Annotated in this window: 14 protein-coding genes; 9 read left to right on the forward strand and 5 right to left on the reverse strand. The window is 59.2% G+C overall.

Features of this window, described 5'->3' with window-relative positions; all coding sequences use genetic code 11:
* Positions 1-54 precede the first annotated feature (54 nt).
* Entirely contained in the window at positions 55-1,236 is a 1,182-nt protein-coding gene (locus B0E33_RS15785; protein ID WP_077293365.1) for a pyridoxal phosphate-dependent aminotransferase, read from the reverse strand.
* Between the two features lie 230 nt (positions 1,237-1,466).
* On the opposite strand from B0E33_RS15785, the gene B0E33_RS15790 reads away from it, so the two are divergent.
* From B0E33_RS15790 to B0E33_RS15810, 5 genes are all read left to right on the forward strand, one after another.
* The gene (locus B0E33_RS15790; RefSeq protein ID WP_031270558.1) at positions 1,467-2,555 is read left to right on the forward strand and encodes a CobW family GTP-binding protein; all 1,089 of its coding nucleotides are present in this window, start codon (positions 1,467-1,469) and stop codon (positions 2,553-2,555) included.
* Between the two features lie 12 nt (positions 2,556-2,567).
* A complete protein-coding gene (locus B0E33_RS15795) occupies positions 2,568-3,545 on the forward strand; it encodes a WD40 repeat domain-containing protein (RefSeq protein WP_077291719.1) in 978 nt (325 codons plus the stop codon).
* Between the two features lie 36 nt (positions 3,546-3,581).
* Positions 3,582-4,082 carry a DUF2937 family protein gene (locus B0E33_RS15800; protein WP_077291720.1) on the forward strand — a complete coding sequence of 167 codons (501 nt, stop codon included), beginning with the start codon at positions 3,582-3,584 and terminating at the stop codon, positions 4,080-4,082.
* A 98-nt stretch (positions 4,083-4,180) separates the two neighbouring features.
* Positions 4,181-5,080 (forward strand): LysR family transcriptional regulator, encoded by a 900-nt coding sequence (locus B0E33_RS15805; protein ID WP_077291721.1) that lies wholly within the window; start codon positions 4,181-4,183, stop codon positions 5,078-5,080.
* A gap of 196 nt (positions 5,081-5,276) precedes the next feature.
* A complete protein-coding gene (locus tag B0E33_RS15810) occupies positions 5,277-5,816 on the forward strand; it encodes a TetR/AcrR family transcriptional regulator (protein ID WP_023003632.1) in 540 nt (179 codons plus the stop codon).
* Positions 5,817-5,953: 137 nt separating this feature from the next.
* On the opposite strand, the gene B0E33_RS15815 is transcribed toward B0E33_RS15810, so the two are convergent.
* The gene (locus B0E33_RS15815) at positions 5,954-7,027 is read right to left on the reverse strand and encodes a Glu/Leu/Phe/Val dehydrogenase dimerization domain-containing protein (protein WP_077291722.1); all 1,074 of its coding nucleotides are present in this window, start codon (positions 7,025-7,027) and stop codon (positions 5,954-5,956) included.
* A gap of 249 nt (positions 7,028-7,276) precedes the next feature.
* On the opposite strand from B0E33_RS15815, the gene B0E33_RS15820 reads away from it, so the two are divergent.
* The gene (locus tag B0E33_RS15820; protein WP_077291723.1) at positions 7,277-9,187 is read left to right on the forward strand and encodes a HoxN/HupN/NixA family nickel/cobalt transporter; all 1,911 of its coding nucleotides are present in this window, start codon (positions 7,277-7,279) and stop codon (positions 9,185-9,187) included.
* Here the strand turns inward: B0E33_RS15820 and B0E33_RS15825 are convergent, their stop codons facing one another.
* The 3 genes from B0E33_RS15825 to B0E33_RS15835 all read right to left on the reverse strand — a co-directional run bounded on the left by B0E33_RS15825 (position 9,188) and on the right by B0E33_RS15835 (position 12,066).
* Positions 9,188-9,946: a gamma-glutamyl-gamma-aminobutyrate hydrolase family protein gene (locus B0E33_RS15825; protein WP_023003626.1), complete on the reverse strand. Its 759-nt coding sequence runs from the start codon at positions 9,944-9,946 to the stop codon at positions 9,188-9,190.
* Between the two features lie 82 nt (positions 9,947-10,028).
* Positions 10,029-10,697 carry a response regulator gene (locus B0E33_RS15830; RefSeq protein ID WP_077293367.1) on the reverse strand — a complete coding sequence of 223 codons (669 nt, stop codon included), beginning with the start codon at positions 10,695-10,697 and terminating at the stop codon, positions 10,029-10,031.
* Positions 10,698-10,704: 7 nt separating this feature from the next.
* Positions 10,705-12,066, reverse strand: coding sequence for a cache domain-containing protein (locus B0E33_RS15835; protein ID WP_077291724.1), 1,362 nt, complete (start codon positions 12,064-12,066; stop codon positions 10,705-10,707).
* A gap of 189 nt (positions 12,067-12,255) precedes the next feature.
* Here B0E33_RS15835 and B0E33_RS15840 point away from each other — a divergent pair, with 189 nt between their 5' ends.
* The 3 genes from B0E33_RS15840 (at position 12,256) to B0E33_RS15850 (ending at position 17,154) form a co-directional block, all read left to right on the forward strand.
* A complete protein-coding gene (locus tag B0E33_RS15840) occupies positions 12,256-13,356 on the forward strand; it encodes a TRAP transporter substrate-binding protein (protein ID WP_077291725.1) in 1,101 nt (366 codons plus the stop codon).
* A gap of 75 nt (positions 13,357-13,431) precedes the next feature.
* Positions 13,432-14,466 (forward strand): TRAP transporter small permease subunit, encoded by a 1,035-nt coding sequence (locus B0E33_RS15845; protein WP_023003617.1) that lies wholly within the window; start codon positions 13,432-13,434, stop codon positions 14,464-14,466.
* Between the two features lie 21 nt (positions 14,467-14,487).
* Entirely contained in the window at positions 14,488-17,154 is a 2,667-nt protein-coding gene (locus tag B0E33_RS15850; protein WP_077291726.1) for a TRAP transporter large permease subunit, read from the forward strand.
* Positions 17,155-17,212: the final 58 nt, after the last annotated feature.

The raw sequence follows: 17,212 nt of genomic DNA on the forward strand, positions 1-17,212 counted from the left end.
AAATACGCATGTTAACCTTGGTCAGGTCTAGCGATCAGTATTTATGCCAAGTGCTCAGTTCTTGCGGTTTTCGTTCAGGAATTTTTCTATCCGTCCCAGGGCATCGCGTATGTTGTCTGTGGAATTCGCGTAAGACAATCTGATGTAGCCTTCGCCCAATACACCAAAGTCGGGGCCCCCGATGGTCGCAACGCCGGTTTCTTCCAAGAGGGCGGATGCAAGTGCCTTGGCCTTCCAGCCGGTCTGCTTGATATTCGGAAAGGCATAAAAGGCACCAAGCGGAACGCGGCAGGAAATGCCCTCGATGGCGTTCAGGCCGTCAACGGTCACCTTTCGCCGGCCGTCGAATTCCCGAACCATGTCCGCCACTGCGGTTTGCGGTCCGGTAAGCGCTGCAAGAGCGCCGAACTGGGCGGGGGCGTTGACACAGGACCACGCGTTGACCGCGAGCTTGCGCGCCTTGTCGATCAGGCCTTCAGGCCAGAGGGAAAAACCCATCCGCCAGCCGGTCATGGCATAGGTCTTCGACCAGCCGTCGAGCAGGATGAGCCTGTCGCGCAGCGACGGGAACCCCAGCAGGGAGACGTGCTCCATGCCATCATAGGTCATCTGCGAATAGATTTCGTCGGACATGACGGCTACATCAGGAAAGCGTTCCAACCCGGCGACGAGCTTTTCAATTTCATCGCGGGGGGTGACGCCGCCGGTGGGGTTCGCCGGCGAATTCAGGATCAGCAGACGGGTCTTGTCGGTGATCAGCGACAGCGTCTCTTCGGCAGAAAAGGCAAAGTCGTTTTCCTCGCGGATCGGAACCGGCACGGGCCGGGCGCCGGTGAACTCGATCATCGAGCGGTAGATCGGGAAGCCCGGATCGGGATAGAGAATTTCACTTCCCGGTTCGCCGAACATCAAGATGGCCATGAACATGGTGACCTTGCCACCGGGAACGATCAGAATGTTGCCCGGGTCAGTCTCCACTCCGTGACGTTTCAGAAGGTCGGCGGAGACTGCTTCGCGCAACGGGGCAATGCCGGTTGCGGGCGTGTAACCGTGCTGACCGTCGCGCAGGGCCTTGATGGCCGCTTCAACGATGTGATCCGGCGTTTTGAAGTCCGGCTGACCGATGCCCAGGTTGATGATGTCGCGGCCTTGTGCGGCAAGTTCCGTTGCCCGTGCCAGCACGGCGAATGCGTTTTCCTCGCCAATCCGGTCAAATCCGCCAATCGTGTGCAGCATTTTGGTCTCCATGCCTTTGCGCGCTTCCTCGAGCCGACGTTAATGCGGTGGACAAGGATTTGAAAAGGCTGAAGAACGGTCAAAGCGTTCGGGCGAGTGTCCACAGGTATGCCGGGAAAAGGGAAATTTCCGTACCGCCCTCCCAATACGGAGGTGAAATGCTTATATTCGCGCCCAAGCGGCCCGCCGACCGGCGGGCGACCCTTTATCTTCTGCCAGGAAAGCGCGCAATGACTGCGACCCAGGACAGCCAGGCACAGATCCCCGTTACCGTTTTGACGGGGTATCTGGGTGCCGGCAAGACCACACTTCTCAACCGGATCCTGACCGAAAACCACGGTCAGCGTTACGCGGTCATCGTCAACGAGTTCGGCGAAGTCGGTATCGATAACGATCTGCTCGTGGAATCCGACGAAGAAATCTTCGAAATGAACAACGGCTGCATCTGCTGCACCGTGCGCGGTGACCTGATCCGCACTGTGCAGAACCTGATGAAGCGCAAGAATGCCTTTGACGCGATCATCGTCGAAACCACCGGTGTTGCCGATCCGGCTCCGGTCGCACAGACCTTCTTCATGGACGACGATGTGCGTGCTGCCGCGAAACTCGACGCGGTTGTGGCCGTTGTCGATGCCCGCCACGTGCTGCAGCGTCTGGAAGACACCGAAGAGGCCGAAGATCAGATCGCCTTTGCCGACGTCATCCTGATCAACAAGACCGATCTCGTCTCGGGCGAAGAGCTTGCCACCGTCGAGGCGCGTATCCGTTCGATCAATCCGTATGCCGTGCTCCACCGGAGTGAGCGTTGCGGCATCGAGATCGCCAAGGTGCTGGATCGGGGGGCGTTCGATCTCGACAGGATCCTGTCGCTCGATCCGCATTTCCTCGAGCATGGTCATCACGCCGACGAATGCGGTCCGGACTGCGACCATGACCACCATCATCACGGCCACGACCATCATCATGACCATGGACACGATCATGGACATGGGCATCACCATCATCACCACGATGAGGATCCCCATTCGGTGAAGAGCATTTCCCTTAAGGCAGGCGACCTTGATCCCAACATGTTCTTTCCCTGGATCAACCAGGTCACGCAGGTTCAAGGCCCAAACATTCTGCGCCTGAAGGGCATCATTGCCTTCAAGGGGGATCCGCAGCGCTATGTCATCCAGGGGGTGCACATGATCGTGGAAGGCGATCATCAGCGCGACTGGAAAGAGGATGAGCCGCGAGAAAGCCGCCTGGTCTTCATCGGACGCGATCTCAACTGGGATGTCCTGAGAGACAGTTTCCAGGCCTGCGCCGCGCAATAAGGAAGAAGAGACTTGCCGACAGTTGCTCCCGTGGAGGTGGACGGCTTCGTCGTCCGCGCCGGCTATCTGAAAGAAACGGCCTTTTTTGCGTCCGGAGAAGGCGACATCGTCCTGTCCGGACAGGGTGAAACGAAACTGAAGCCGCACAAGGCCGGGCTTCTGGCTGCCGAGCCGACAATCGACGGCAAGGGGCTGATCACATCGGGTGACGACGGCTGCATCTTCCTGAGTGCGGCGGACGGATCGAGCGAATGCGTTGCTGAACGGCCGCGCAAGTGGATCGACCTGATCGCTGCCGGACCGTCCGGTGCGCTTGCCTTTGCCAGCGGCCGCACCGCCTGGGTGCGGTTCGCGGACGGGCGCGAAAAAGAATTTGCGCATGAACGGGCCGTCGGCGGTCTTGCCTTCGCGCCCAAGGGCATGCGGCTGGCGGTCGGACGCTACGATGGAGCGACGCTTTGGTGGGCCGGCACGGACGGCGCACCGGTCGAACTCAGCTGGAATGGCGCGCATCTGGGCGTGAGCTTTTCGCCCGACGGCAAGTATGTTGTTACCGCCATGCAGGAAAACGCTTTGCACGGCTGGCGCCTGTCGGACAGCCAGGACATGCGCATGACCGGCTACCCGGCCAAGGTCAAGTCGTTCAGCTGGTCGGTCAAGGGGCGATATCTGGCGACCTCCGGTGCCAATGCCGCCATCCTCTGGCCGTTCTTCGGCAAAACCGGGCCGATGGGGCAGACACCGCTGCAGCTGGGCACAAGGGGTGACAACCTGGTCAGCGCCGTTGCCTGCCATCCGAAGGAGGATGTCGTTGCTGTCGGCTACCAAGACGGCATGATCCTGATGTGCCGGTTCGAGGACAATGCCGAGGTGCTGCTGCGGCGTCCGGGCCTGGGGCCGGTGTCTACAATGGCCTGGGATGCCGATGGTGTTCGGCTGGTCTTCGGAACGGAAACCGCGGAAGCCGGGATCATCAGTCTGCAGGACTGACGGGCCGTAACCTGGAAAGGGAGATCCTGACACGAGATGGCACGTATCATGATGCTGATTGTCATGTTGCTGAGTGGAACCGCGACGTCCCAGTTGCCGGAGTTCACGCAGCAATATCGTCAGCGACTTGGTGGGGCCATCGACGCTCTGGAGGAAATTCTGGCCGATTTCAATCGTGACGCCGCTCGTTACGGACTGACGTCGGCAGAAGCCATAGCGCGTCAGAAATCCTCGGAAGATCCCTTTATCAGAGCGCGCGGCGACAGCATGCTGAACGCCGAAATCCGCTTGAGCAGGCTAAAACTGCAGAGGGAAGAGCTGGAAACGGCCGGGCCGCTGGATCGCATGATCATCTTTGCGCGCGGCTTCGACCCAACCCTGGCGCAGGCAACGGCCGAAGACTACGAGCCCGCCGTTCCGGTTACGCCGGCCGGCTTTGCCAGTGCAGGTTTCGGTGCACTTGGCGGGCTCCTTGTCATGCGCCTGCTGATCGGCGCCGCGCGCCTTGGGCGCCGCACCAGACCTGCCCGTCCCTAAACGCCCCGCCAGGCCGGCCTTTGGCGAAGCCTTTGACCGGCCGCCGGAAAATACGCTAAGCAGGGTTTCTGGAATGGCCCCAACGGGAAGGATGCCGGATGGACGCAATCACGCGGATGCGCTGCTTCATTCAAGTTGTCGATTCAAACGGATTTTCCGCAGCGGCCCGTGAAATGGGGCGTTCCAAGGCGCTGGTCTCGAAATATGTCGGCGAGCTGGAAGACGAACTGGGCGTGCGTCTGTTGAACAGGACCACCCGTCAGGTGTCGCTCACCGAAGTCGGCGAAGCCTATTACAAGGAAGCTGCCGAAATCCTGCAGCGGATCGATGATCTGCAAGCCTCGGTTCAGTCCTCGCACCAGGAAGTCCGTGGGCGTTTGCGTGTTTCGGCTCCCCGTTCGATGGGCGACGACCTGCTGAACCAGGCCATGATGCATTTTCTGGTGAAGTATCCGGAAATCAATCTGGACCTCAGGCTGGAAGACCGCTTCGTCGATCTCGTGGAAGAAGGTTTCGATCTTGCGGTCCGGGTCACCCAACTAGAAGATTCCAGCCTGATCGCCCGCAAGATTGCTCCCTTTCGCACCGTGGTATGCGCCACGCCTGAAGCGATCGAGGCCTATGGGGCGCCGAATGTGCCCGCCGATCTTTCCACACGGCCTTGCATCATCGATACGAACTACCGCTTCAAGCAGAACTGGGCCTTCTACACGAATGGAGAGCGTTCGTCGGTGGCAGTGAAGGGCCCGCTGGAAGTCAACAGCGCTGCCGCAGCGCGCGAAGCGGCGTTATGTAACCTCGGTTTCCTTCGTACGCCGCTGTTTTTTGTGTCCAAAGATATCCGCGACGGCAAACTGGTTACGCTACTGGAGGCCTATGAGGAGCCGATGCGCGGTATTCATGCAGTTTATCCGCACCGCCGGCACTTGAGCGCAAAGGTGCGCGCCTTTGTTGATTTTCTGGTCGAATGGTATTCGTCAGGTCAAAACGACTGCTGATTTTTTTTAGCTGGTTCAGCTATTTCCCATTCCTTTGAGAATACGTTTTCGGATTTTATTTTCCGTTTCGTTTTTCTTGGTTAAATGAATGTAATCTGTAAATTTCTATCTATGGTTATTTAAGGGAAATTACTTACAATAAGTTTCGGTGAAGGTTTTCCTTGAAAAGCCGATGTATAAATCCCAAGGTTTACTCATGGAAAACGCGCAGGAACATATTGCCGCTCGCCTGGAAGAGGTTTTCTGGAGCCGGGGTTTCGCCGAGCCGAGCGTTCCCGAACTCAGGGCCGGGGCAGGTGTCAGTATGCGCACGCTTTACCGTCATTTTCCCTCGCGCGAGGCGATGGTGCTGGGCGCCCTTGAATACCGGCATCGGCGCTATCTCTCCTATGTTCGCGAAGGTGTGACGTCGCCCGGGCTTGAGGCCGCCGTTCAGCTTTTTGACAAGCTGGGAGGCTGGATGCGCATGACGGCGGGCAAGGAGTGTCTGTTCCGCCAGGCGCTTGCAGCAAATCCCGGCAGCACCGAAATAGCGGCGATGGTCAAGCGCCACAAAGGCGAGCTTCTGCGTTTCTTCGGCGAATTGAGCGGGCAGGAAAGTTTCGCCTCGCGTCTTTACCTCCTGCATGAAGGCGTCACCGCCTGTTATGCGGAAATGGGGGAAAGAGCCGTTGAGGACGCGAAGAACCTTGTGAGGCAGATGTTCAAGGCAGCCAACGAAAGCCAGCTTTCCTGACCTGAGCATTAAATCAGGTGCACTGTTGCGGTGCTTTCTTCTTCTGCCGACCGTATGCAGGCCCGACAACCGGAAACAGGCAAAGCAAAAAAACGGCGGCTCAAGGCCGCCGTTTCCGTTTGTCGTGAAAGTTTTAATCAGGCCGACTTCGCTTTAGCCAGACGCTCTTCCGCCATTGTGTCGGCCACGCGTTCCGGGGTGCTGCCTTCGCGGGCGGCCCGCTCGAAAATCGTTGCCAGGGTTTCGCCGATGGCGATCGTCTTTTCACGCACCAGCTTGTCGCCGCTGTCCGCTGTTGCCAGGGCAATGGAGATCACGCCGCCGGCATTGATCGCGTAGTCGGGAGCGTAGAGGATGCCGCGTTTCTTCAGGGCCTCGCCGTCCGCCGGCGTCTGCAGCTGGTTGTTGGCAGCCCCTGCAACGATCTTCGCCTGGATTTGCGGAACGGTGCGAGCATTGAGGCCTGCGCCGAGCGCGCAGGGAACGAAGATATCCGCCTCCACCATATGAGCTTCGGCCGGATCAACCGCTGTGGCTCCGAACGCATCGATGGCACGCAGCACAGCCGGTGCATGAATGTCGGAAACAATGAGCCTTGCACCGGCTTCGTGAAGCTGGCGGGCAACGTCATGCCCCACGTGGCCCAGTCCCTGCACGGAGACAGTCTTTCCGGAAAGGTCGCTGCTGCCGTAGACAAATTTTGCGGACGCCTTGATACCTTCGAAGACACCGAGAGCCGTATAGGGCGACGGGTCGCCGAGGCCGGTTGCCTTGGTGCCGCGCACATGGGCGGTCTGGCGGGCAACGGCTTCCATGTCGTCTGGCGACACGCCAACGTCTTCTGCGGTGATGTAGGTGCCGGACAGGCGCTCCACATGGCGGCCGAATGCCTCCATCAGGGCTTCGGACTTGTCCTTGCGGGGGTCGGCAATGATGACGGCCTTGCCGCCGCCGAGATCAAGGCCTGCCAGAGAGTTCTTGTACGTCATGCCGCGGGACAGGCGCAGGGCATCCGTCAGCGCATCCGCCGGGTTCTCGTAGGGCCAGACGCGGCAGCCGCCAAGTGCCGGGCCGAGCGTGGTGTCGTGGACGGCGATGATTGCCTTCAGGCCGGTGGCCTTGTCCTGGACGAAAACGATGTCTTCGTGATCGCCCATCTCCGGATGATCGAAAACGGCACTGTGGTGAACTGGTTTATGCAAGGCGTTCATGGCTGGCTCGGTGCAGTGGTTATTGTTGTGAATATTTTAGGCTGCATCCCGGGAATATTGTCTTTTTTCTCCTAAGTTTGAACGTTGGATGAGTTGAAACATTCCTCATTTGATTTCTATGGGTGAAAATTGTTCCTCGGGCGTTTTGCGCCGCGAAATTGTCGCGGTCATCTTCCTGCCGTCTTCTCTGGTCAAACAACGCACTGCGTGTCATGTAAACATATTACATCTGATCAGTGGGTGATCCCGTTGCGCTTGCTTTCCACCTTTCGAGCCAAGGTTCTTCCTGCGGCCTCTCGCCGTTTCCTGTTGGGTCTGGGTTTTCTGTTGGCTGCTCTTGCCGGAGCCAGTGCGCACCCGCATGTCTTTGTCGAGGCACGAAGCAAGCTGGTTTTCGACGATGCCGGACAGGCGATTGCGCTTCAGCACGTGTTTCGTTTCGATGATGCGTTTTCCGCTTTCGCCATCCAGGGCTTCGACAAGGATGGCGACGGTCACTATTCGCGTGAAGAGCTGAGTGAACTGGCAAAGGTCAATGTGGAGAGCATGGCCGATTACGGCTATTTCACGTTCGGTGACAATAGCCGGGTCGAATTCGATTTCGATGACCCGACGGATTACTGGCTGGAAGTGGTCAAGGTTCCCCTCAAGGACTACTGGGTGATGAAACCCGAGGACTTTGAGGCCATGGAGGAAGATGTCCGCATGAATGGCGGCTCCATGCCGGAGGATGTGAACCTGCTGGAACTGCATTTCACGTTGCCGTTCAAACAGCCTAGCGATACCAAGAGCCTGATCACGCTCGACGTTTACGACCCGACCTATTACGTCGATTTCCGCTTTGGTGCGGGGGACGATGCGCTGGGAACGGAAAACGCACCGGGCACTTGCCGTGTGAGCCGCAAGGAACCGCCGCCGCTGGATGATGCCGAAGCCTATGCACTTGCACAGATCGGTGCAGACCAGCGTGACCTGCCGCCCGAGCTTCAGTCCGCTGCCGCCTCGCAGGTCAATCAGATGCTGGTTGCCTGTGGTGATGCAATGGCCGCCGCGAGCTCCTCGTCCGGAACTTCGGAAGCCGCAACGCCCGAAACCACGTCCACGGACACTGCTGCCAGCTCGCCCGCCGATGCTGCCGCCGCAATTACGGCTGCACTCGATACGGCGAAGGCTTCAGAAGAAGCGGTTGCCGCGCCTAAGGCGGGTTTCCTCGATACTGTTTTCGGGACAATTGCAGTCAAGCAGAAGGAATTCTACCAGGCGCTGGTCGCCAGTCTCAGGGCCTTCCGCAACAATCCGCATGCGGCCTGGCTGCTGATGGGGCTTTCCTTCGCGTATGGCATCTTCCATGCCGCAGGGCCTGGGCATGGCAAGGCCATCATCACGTCCTATGTGGTTGCCAACAACGAGACCCTTCGCAAGGGTATTTATCTCTCCTTTGCCTCGGCATTCGCACAGGCGGTGACCGCGATCCTTCTGGTTGGAGGTCTGGCCGTCGTTTTCAATCTCACCAGCATCGCGATACAGGATACGGCGCGGTGGTTCGAGATCGGATCTTATGTGCTGATCACCGGTCTGGGCGGCTGGCTGTTGTGGCAGAAAGCCCTTCGTCCGCTGGCCATGAATGTGGCGCCCCGTCTGTCAGGCTCGCAACTCGCGCTCGCGGGCGCTTCGGCGGCCGGTCATCACGGTCATGGCCACAGTCACGATGGCCACCATCATCATGGTCACGATCATCACCACCATGACCATCACCATCACGAGATCGGTGCAGATGGCGTGTGCACCACATGCGGTCATGCCCATGCCCCGACGCCGGACATGCTTCAGGGCAAGATCACCCTTGCCCGGGCCGTGTCGATCATTTTTGCAGTTGGTCTTCGGCCCTGTACCGGTGCGCTGGTGGTGCTGGTCTTTGCTCTTTCGCAAGGCATGATCGCCGCCGGCATCGCTTCCACCCTGGCGATGGCGGTTGGCACCGGTATAACCGTCTCGCTGCTTGCAGGCATGGCAGTCGGGGCCAAGGAACTTGCCGTGCGGCTTTTCGGCGAAGGCAGTCCGATGGCGGTGAAGGTTCACCGGACGATCGAAATCGTCGGGGCAGCCATCGTCTTCCTGCTGGGTCTCACGTTGCTGATCGCAACTCTCGGCTGGGGCTGATTACAAACCCAGGCGTTTGACGCGGTAGGCCCGGACGGCATCACCGAAGGCGGCAAACAGCTTCTTCGACGGGCCGTCCGTCGACACCCAGTATTCCGGGTGCCACTGTGTCGCGAGGACGTAGCCGGCACTATCCTTGACGGAGGCCGCTTCGATGGTCCCGTCTTCAGCTTCCGCTTCCGTGATCATGCCATTGCCCAGCCTGCCGACAGCCTGGCGGTGGAGTGAATTCACCTCGAAAGGCTCGCTGCCGACAACGGTGGCCAGACAGCTGCCTTCGGCGACTTCCACCGGATGGGCAATCCGGAAACGTTCGTCCTGCCGTTCTGATGTCGGCGCGCGGTGATCGGCGCGACCTTCAAGGGACTGGATCTCGGTCAGCAGCGTACCGCCAAGGGCAACATTCAATTCCTGCATGCCGCGGCAGATGGCAAAGACGGGAATGCCGCGTTCGACGGCGCGCTTGAGCAGCGGCAGTGTCGTGGAATCGCGGGACGGATCGTATGGACCGTTCTCTTCCGTTGGCACTTCGCCATAAAGTTCCGGATTGACGTTGGATCGGGAACCGGTCGCCAAAACGCCGTCGACCTGGTCCAGAGCCGCATCCAGATCCAGATCCGCCCCCAGGGACGGCAGGATCATCGGGATGGCATCGGAGCCTTTCAGCACGGCCTGCAGATAGGTTGAGGTCGCGGCGTGCCAGTTGTAGCCCTCGATGGTTTTCACATCGGCGGTTACCAGGACAAGTGGTTTGGTCATTTCATGCCTGTCAGATGGGAGACCCATGTCTCCGGAAGTGTTTGGCCAGGGTGTGGACCCAAACAGATTTAGCCGAGCCGGATCAGTCCAGCAATCCCAGATCCTGCGCGACCTTGTAGAGCTGAGCGGCATTCTTGTTGCCGACCTTTTCCCGCAGGTTCAGGCGGTGGGATTCGACGGTGCGCACGCTGATACCCAGTTCCTTGGCGACTTCCTTGTTGGGCTGGCCTTTGGCAATGGCTGTCAGCACCTGGCGCTCCCGATCAGTCAGCCCGTATGGGTCTTCCACCGGTGCGGATGTGCCGGCACCAACCAGCGTCGGGCCGACCGCGGAGGAGAAATAGTACCCGCCATTGGCAACACTGGTGATCGCGGTAATCATTTCGGCTGCGGAGATATCCTTCAGGATGTAGCCGCGGGCACCTGCCTGAACGACGCCGCGCACATACTCCGGGTTGTCGTAGACCGACAGGATCAGCACCGCGATTTCAGGCAGCGTCTTGCGCATCTGCGTCGCCGCTTCCAGCCCGTTCATGACCGGCATGGAGACATCCATCAGGAGAACGTCGGGGCGCAGGTCTCGTGCGAGAGCCAAGGCATCGCGGCCGTTTGTCGCTTCACCGACCACTTCCAGTTCGGCCACCTTTTGCAGCCGGGCCCGGATACCGTCCCGTACCAGCTCATGGTCGTCTGCCAGAAGAACGCGGATGGGCCTGGTAAATGACCGGGGTGAAGGTGAATGCACTGTCATCTTTGCATCATGCCGCTTTTGCCGCCGCATTGTCGAGCGGCATCTGGACTTTAATACGGGTTCCGCCGGAAGCTCGTCTGCTCAGGGTTAACCGGCCGCCGTAGGTCTCGATCCGCTCGCGCATGTTGCGGAAGCCGAGGCCGCCGGATTTCGGCAGCGGGCGAGGGAGGCCGACGCCGTTGTCTTCCACCGAGAGAACAAGCTGCTGCATGCCGACCTTGAGGGAAATCGCGACCTCGCTGGCGTGGGAATGGCGCGCTACATTGGTCATGCATTCCTGAACCACACGGTAGAGGGCGGTCTTGGCACCTTCCGACAAGCGGGCGTGGCATTGCTCCGCCTGAACGTTGACGGTGATGCCCGACTGGTTCTGGAACTCCTTGCCGAGACTGCCGAGCGCCGCCGCAAGGCCCATGTCATCAAGGACACTGGGTCTGAGATCTCGCGATATCCGCCGGACCTCGGCAATGGTTCCATCCAGTGTCTTGAGGCATTTGGCTGCCTGCACCTGAAGATCCGGATCCCGGTTGGCCTCGCTATGGATCATTTCGACGCCATAGCGCACGGACACCAGAAGTTGGGAAATACTGTCGTGCAGTTCGGTGGAAACGCGTTTGCGCTCCTGTTCCTGCACCTGGAAGATCCTGTTGGTCAGTTCCTTCAGCTTGGTGTCCGCAAAGCGCTGTTCGGAGAACCGCACACCGGCGATGAGGAAACCCGCAATGACGATGGCCGCAAGCGTGATCATGAAGGTGACGAACAGTGTCTGGCGGATGGAGCGGGCAAAGTCGGTGCGGATCGCGGTGACCTCGCGGGCGATGTCATCGGTGTAAAGGCCGGTGCCAAGCATCCAGCCCCACTTGTCGAGCAGGATTGCGTAGCCGAGCTTTTCCTCGACCGTGCCTGTCGAGGGCTTGTGCCAGACATACTGGTGGAAGCCGCCGCCGTTCTGGGCCGCCTCGATCAGGTTGCGGATGACGTAGTCGCCGTTGTCATCCTGGAGCTGCCACCAGTTTCCCCCCACCAGGTGCGGCAGCTTGGGATGGACCAGGTTGGTACCGTCGAGCGTGTAAACGAAGAAATAGCCGTCGTAGTCGAAGGTCAGATGCTGCAGGATCATCTTGACCTTTTGCTGCGCTGCTTTGCGACCTCCCGGTTCTTCCTTGTAGATCTGCTCGATCGAGGTGAGAGCAAGACTGACGTAGTTCCGGATTTCCTGGCGCTTGGAGGACAGGATGCGCTGTTCCACTGCCTGGGTCTGCGTGTTGATCAGTTCCCGAGACTGATAGTACGTGGCCGCACCGATGAGTACGGAGACGGCGATCAATGGCAGGATCGTGATGAGCAGCAATTTGGTCTTGAAGGTCACGAATTTTGCTCTCTTGTTGCGCGAACATGCGGCAAACGATTATCTCTCTTGCGTGGTTCTCGGTAGTATTACTGAGAAGCTGCGCAGAACCACGAATAGCGCTTCAGACACTCGGTCAACTAGACATACCTCGAGATCGGTGCAAGTGTGTACCCGGTCCGAAATCGGGTCCGATTAGGGAGGAAACTAATGGATCGTCGTTCGTTTATCAAAAAGGCTGGTATTGGTGCCGGCGGTGTTGCCGCTGGATCCTTGCTGGCTGCTCCGGCAATTGCGCAGGGCACCAAGGAAATGGTCATCGTGTCCACATGGCCGCGCGACTTTCCGGGTCTCGGTATTCCGGCACAGCGCCTCGCAGCCCGTATTGCAGAGCTGACCGCAGGCCGCCTCAACGTTCAGTATTTCGCCGCTGGCGAACGCGTTGGTGCCTTTGACTCCTTCGACGAAGTCGCTTCCGGTAACGCGCAGGCCTATATCGGCGCCGATTACTACTGGAAAGGCAAGCATCCGGGCTGGGCAGCATTCACTGCCGTGCCGTTCGGTCTGACCCAGGCTGAAATGGACGCCTGGATCAAGTACGGCGGCGGCCAGGAACTGTGGGATGAGCTGGCTGGTGAATTCGGCCTGAAGAACTTCGCCATGGGCAATACCGGTGTCCAGATGGGCGGCTGGTTCAACAAGGAAATCGAAACCGCTGACGACCTTAAGGGTCTGAAGATGCGTATTCCGGGTCAGGGCGGCGACGTCATGGCGAAACTCGGCGCGTCTCCGGTGTCCCTGCCGGGTGGCCAGATCTACGAAAACCTTGTTTCCGGCGCGATCGATGCAACCGAGTGGGTTGGTCCGTTCAACGACTACTTCATGAAGTTCTACGAAGCTGCCAAGTACTACTACTATCCGGGCATGCACGAGCCGGGCGCCATGCTTGCTCTGGGCATGAACAAGGCATTCTGGGATAGCCTCGACAAGGTCGATCAGCAGATCATCGTTGCAGCGTGTGCGGAAGAAAACTCCAACACGATGGCTGAAACCAACGCCAACAACGGTAAGTACCTGACCCGCCTGATCAACGAGCACGGCGTTGAGCTGCGTGAATTCTCCGACGAGATCTACGACAGCTTCGGTGAAGCCGCTCAGGAAGTTCTGGAAGAAGCGATGGATCATTCCCCGCTGTCCAAGAAGATCTTCGAGAGCGTCATCAACGCACGTCAGGAAATCGGCAGCTACATGGCGATCGCCGACATTGCCTACAGCAACAAGCGTAACCGTTACCTCGGCATTCCGAAGTAATCGGTTGAGCAAATAAAAGGGGCGGGAGAAATCCCGTCCCTTCTTCTTAGACAAAGATAAAAAGGCACAGCCACGATGACGGCCTTGGACAATGTTCAAGACGGCTCGCCTGTTATGAATTCCGGTGGTAAAGCCTCGCCGGAGAGCGCCCGCTTCTTCCGCCTGTGCGGCTGGATCGTATTGGCGATCATGACGGCGTTTCTGCTCAACAACTACCTGACCTATTGGCAAGACCTTCCAGGCATTGCGCCCATCTTCGGTGGCGCGGCCAATGGATCCATGCCGATTCTCTGGTCCTGGTTGCAATTGGCGCTCTATGCGGCGTTTGTCCTGTTGGCCTTCGGCTATGTGCGGACGAACGGAAACACGCTGCGTGAAGACAGCGTCCGGATCACCAACATCAACGCCTATCTCATCAGGGCCTGCTTCTTCGCGGTGCTGATCGTCGGGTTGGTCGACAGCGCGATCTCGTTCCTGCGCATCGAGGGCTTTCTGCCCGATGTCGTCGGGCAGGCGCTTGCCGACGATCTCGGCAAATCGCAGTTCCGGGGCCCTTATGTGCACATGCCGCTGATCGCGCTTTCATTCGTGATCGCAGCCTTCACCCGCACGCTCGGCTTCACCTGGCTTGCGCTTCTGGTGGTTGCCGCCGAACTGATGATCGTGATCGGCCGTTTCGTCTTCTCCTACGAGCAGGCTTTCCTCGCTGATCTCGTGCGGTTCTGGTACGCGGCGCTGTTCCTGTTCGCCAGTGCCTACACGCTGCTTGAAGAAGGGCATGTTCGGGTCGACATCTTCTATGCGGGCCTGTCCTCGAGAGCCAAGGGCATCGTCAACGCGGTCGGTTCCGTTGTGCTCGGCATCAGCCTTTGTACCGTCATCCTGGTCATCGGCATGGGCGGCAAGCAGAACATCATCAACAGTCCGATCCTGACCTATGAGACCACGCAGGCCGGCTTCGGTCTTTACGTGAAATATCTCATGGCGGGTTTCCTGGGCGTGTTCGCCGTTTCCATGATGATCCAGTTCGTGGCCTATTTCCTGGACGCGGTTGCCGATATTCGCGGCGAACCGGGTGGCCGGGATCATGACAGCCACACTGTTCAATAGAGCCTGACGAGACCGCTTGATATGGAACTTTTCTTCCTTCTTCTCCTGGTCGTCCTGATGGCGATTGCGCTTGGGTCGGGTTTCCCCGTCGCCTTCGCGCTCCCCGGATCGGCCATCCTGACCATCGGCATCGCTGCCGGATCGGGTTACCTGTTTGCCGGCGACCCCGGCGCGTATTTCTCTCACGGTGGCCCAAGCCAGTGGCTCAGCGCGGGGGTGACGAACTTCCGTGGCATCTACTGGGAGGCCGAGCGAGATACGCTCATAGCCATTCCGCTGTTCGTCTTCATGGGCATCATGCTTCAACGGTCCAAGATCGCTGAAGACCTGCTGGTGACGATGGCACGGCTGTTCGGCCCGGTGCCGGGTGGTCTCGGTATCTCCGTGGTGTTCGTGGGGGCTCTTCTGGCAGCCACCACAGGCATCGTCGGCGCAACCGTTGTCGCCATGGGCCTGATCTCGCTGCCGGCCATGCTGCGCAACAAGTATTCGGTGCCGCTGGCTACGGGAACGATTGCCGCTTCCGGGACACTGGGACAGATCATTCCGCCGTCGATCGTTCTGATTATTCTGGCCGACCAGCTTGCCAGCGCGGTCGATCAGGCCGGTTCTCTGCGCCAGACACTTTACAAGGCGAGCACCGGCGAGCTGTCGATGCCGTCGGACTACTCTGTCGTGTCGACCAGTGCCGGCGAAATGTTCCTGGGTGCCTTCCTGCCGGGTCTTGTCCTGGTTGGCCTCTACATGCTGTTCATTCTGGGTTTCGCGCTGTTGAATCCGAAGTCGGCACCGGCAGTCCATGAAGAAGGCACCTTCACGCGTGCGTTCGCAGGCAAGGTGGTCCTGACCCTGGTGCCGCCGCTGGCCCTGATCTTCCTGGTGCTTGGCTCGATCATTGCCGGTGTCGCTACCGTGAACCAGGCCGGCGCCATCGGTGCCGTCGGAGCGATGGTCATGGCCGGTTATCGCCTTCGTGATGGCAAGCGCGGAGCCTACAGCCCGGCGATCCTGGCCATTCTGGCCTTGCTGGGGCTGGCCGTGGTTGTCAGTTTCTTCGGCTCGGTCAATATCAAGCTGATCCAGACCAGCGACGATGTTCTCGCCCTGGTGCTGGCTATCATCGCCGTTTCGCTACTGCTGATCGCGATCCTTTGGTCCGGTTGGCGTACGCTGAAGTTCGAAGACACCATGCGCGGAGTGATGGTGGAAACCGCCAAGACCACCGCGCTTGTGTTCATCATTCTTCTCGGCGCTGCCATGCTGACTTCTGCCTTCCGTGCCTTCGGCGGGGAAGAGCTGGTCAAGAACTTCCTGCAAGGCCTGCCGGGCGGGTTCTGGGCTCAGTTCCTGATCGTGATGCTTGTGATCTTCATCCTCGGCTTCTTCCTCGATTTCATCGAGATCGCCGTTGTGGTGGTGCCGATCGTTGCACCGATCCTGCTTGCCGATCCGGAAGCAAACGTCACCGCCGTGTGGCTTGGCGTGATGATCGGTCTCAACATCCAGACCTCGTTCCTGACACCGCCCTTCGGCTTCGCGCTGTTCTATCTGCGCGGCGTTGCACCGGCCGTGGTCAAGACGCTGGACATGTACAAGGGCGTGGTTGCGTTCATCTGCCTGCAGTTGCTGGCACTCGGCATCGTCGGGCTCTATCCGCAGCTTGTGAACTATCTGCCGAACCGCTCGTCGCTGCTGTCCGAGACAGCTCCTCCGCCGAAGAACCCGCGTCTGCAGTACTGCATGGAGACCCTCATCTACGAGGACTTCCAGCAGAACGGCGACAAGATCCTGTCGGCAATCCAGTCGGTCGAATCCATCGACATGAGCTATCTGCCGGAAGATCTGCGCGATGATGTCATGGACGGTCTGGAAAAGGCGAAGGAAGCCATGCCGCAGATGGAGGCAATCCATCAGGCTGAAGCTGAAGTAGCAGCAGCAGCGGGTGCCTACAAGCCGGTGCACACACAGGTTCGTGCCATCGAACGCGATGCCCGCCGTCTTGATGACCGGATCGCCGACCTTCAGGTCATCGTTGACCGGTCGGGAGAAACCGGCATCTACACGGCTGCACAAGGTGAGCGTGCTCAGGCTCGCATCGACGAGCTGAAAGCCCGACATGAAGCCCTGATGGCTCAGATCCCGTCCGATTGGCAGGATACCTACACAACCTTTGCCAAGATCCAGAAGGCAGAGGATGTGGCCCGGATGACCTATCGTCGGACTGTCGATCAGGCTTACGAGCCGATCGCGGAGCTGAAGGCTATCCTCAACGGTGCTGATCTTGTTGCAAGCTTCAAACCGGAACTCGAAGCCCTGAAGGCAGAAGTGCCGACGCTTGATCCGAAAGCGGCCGAAGAAGCGATTTCGGCCATGCGTTCACGGGTTGGAGATGCGGAAGGCACGAGCGATATCCGCGATGGCCTGAACGAAGCCCGCAAGATCATGCGCAGCCGTCAGCCGAACGCGGAAGAAGCTGTTGCTGAAATCGACAAGTCGATTGCCGCTCTGGATGCGGATCTTGCCTGGCGCCGCAAAGGGGCCGAGGAAATCCTGCCGCAGCTGGAAACCTTCGATGACGCCGTGGCTGCCAATATCGGTGTGAGAGCCCAGAACCGTTTGACGACGGATATGGCTCTGGATGTTGCCGGATGTCTGTCCGGGCATCGGGATATTTCCCTGAGCTTCTGATCTTCAGAAGCTTTCCAAGATGCAAAAAGGGCTGTCCCGGTGGACAGCCCTTTTTTAG

The organism is Roseibium algicola (assembly GCF_001999245.1).
Taxonomy (GTDB): domain Bacteria; phylum Pseudomonadota; class Alphaproteobacteria; order Rhizobiales; family Stappiaceae; genus Roseibium; species Roseibium algicola.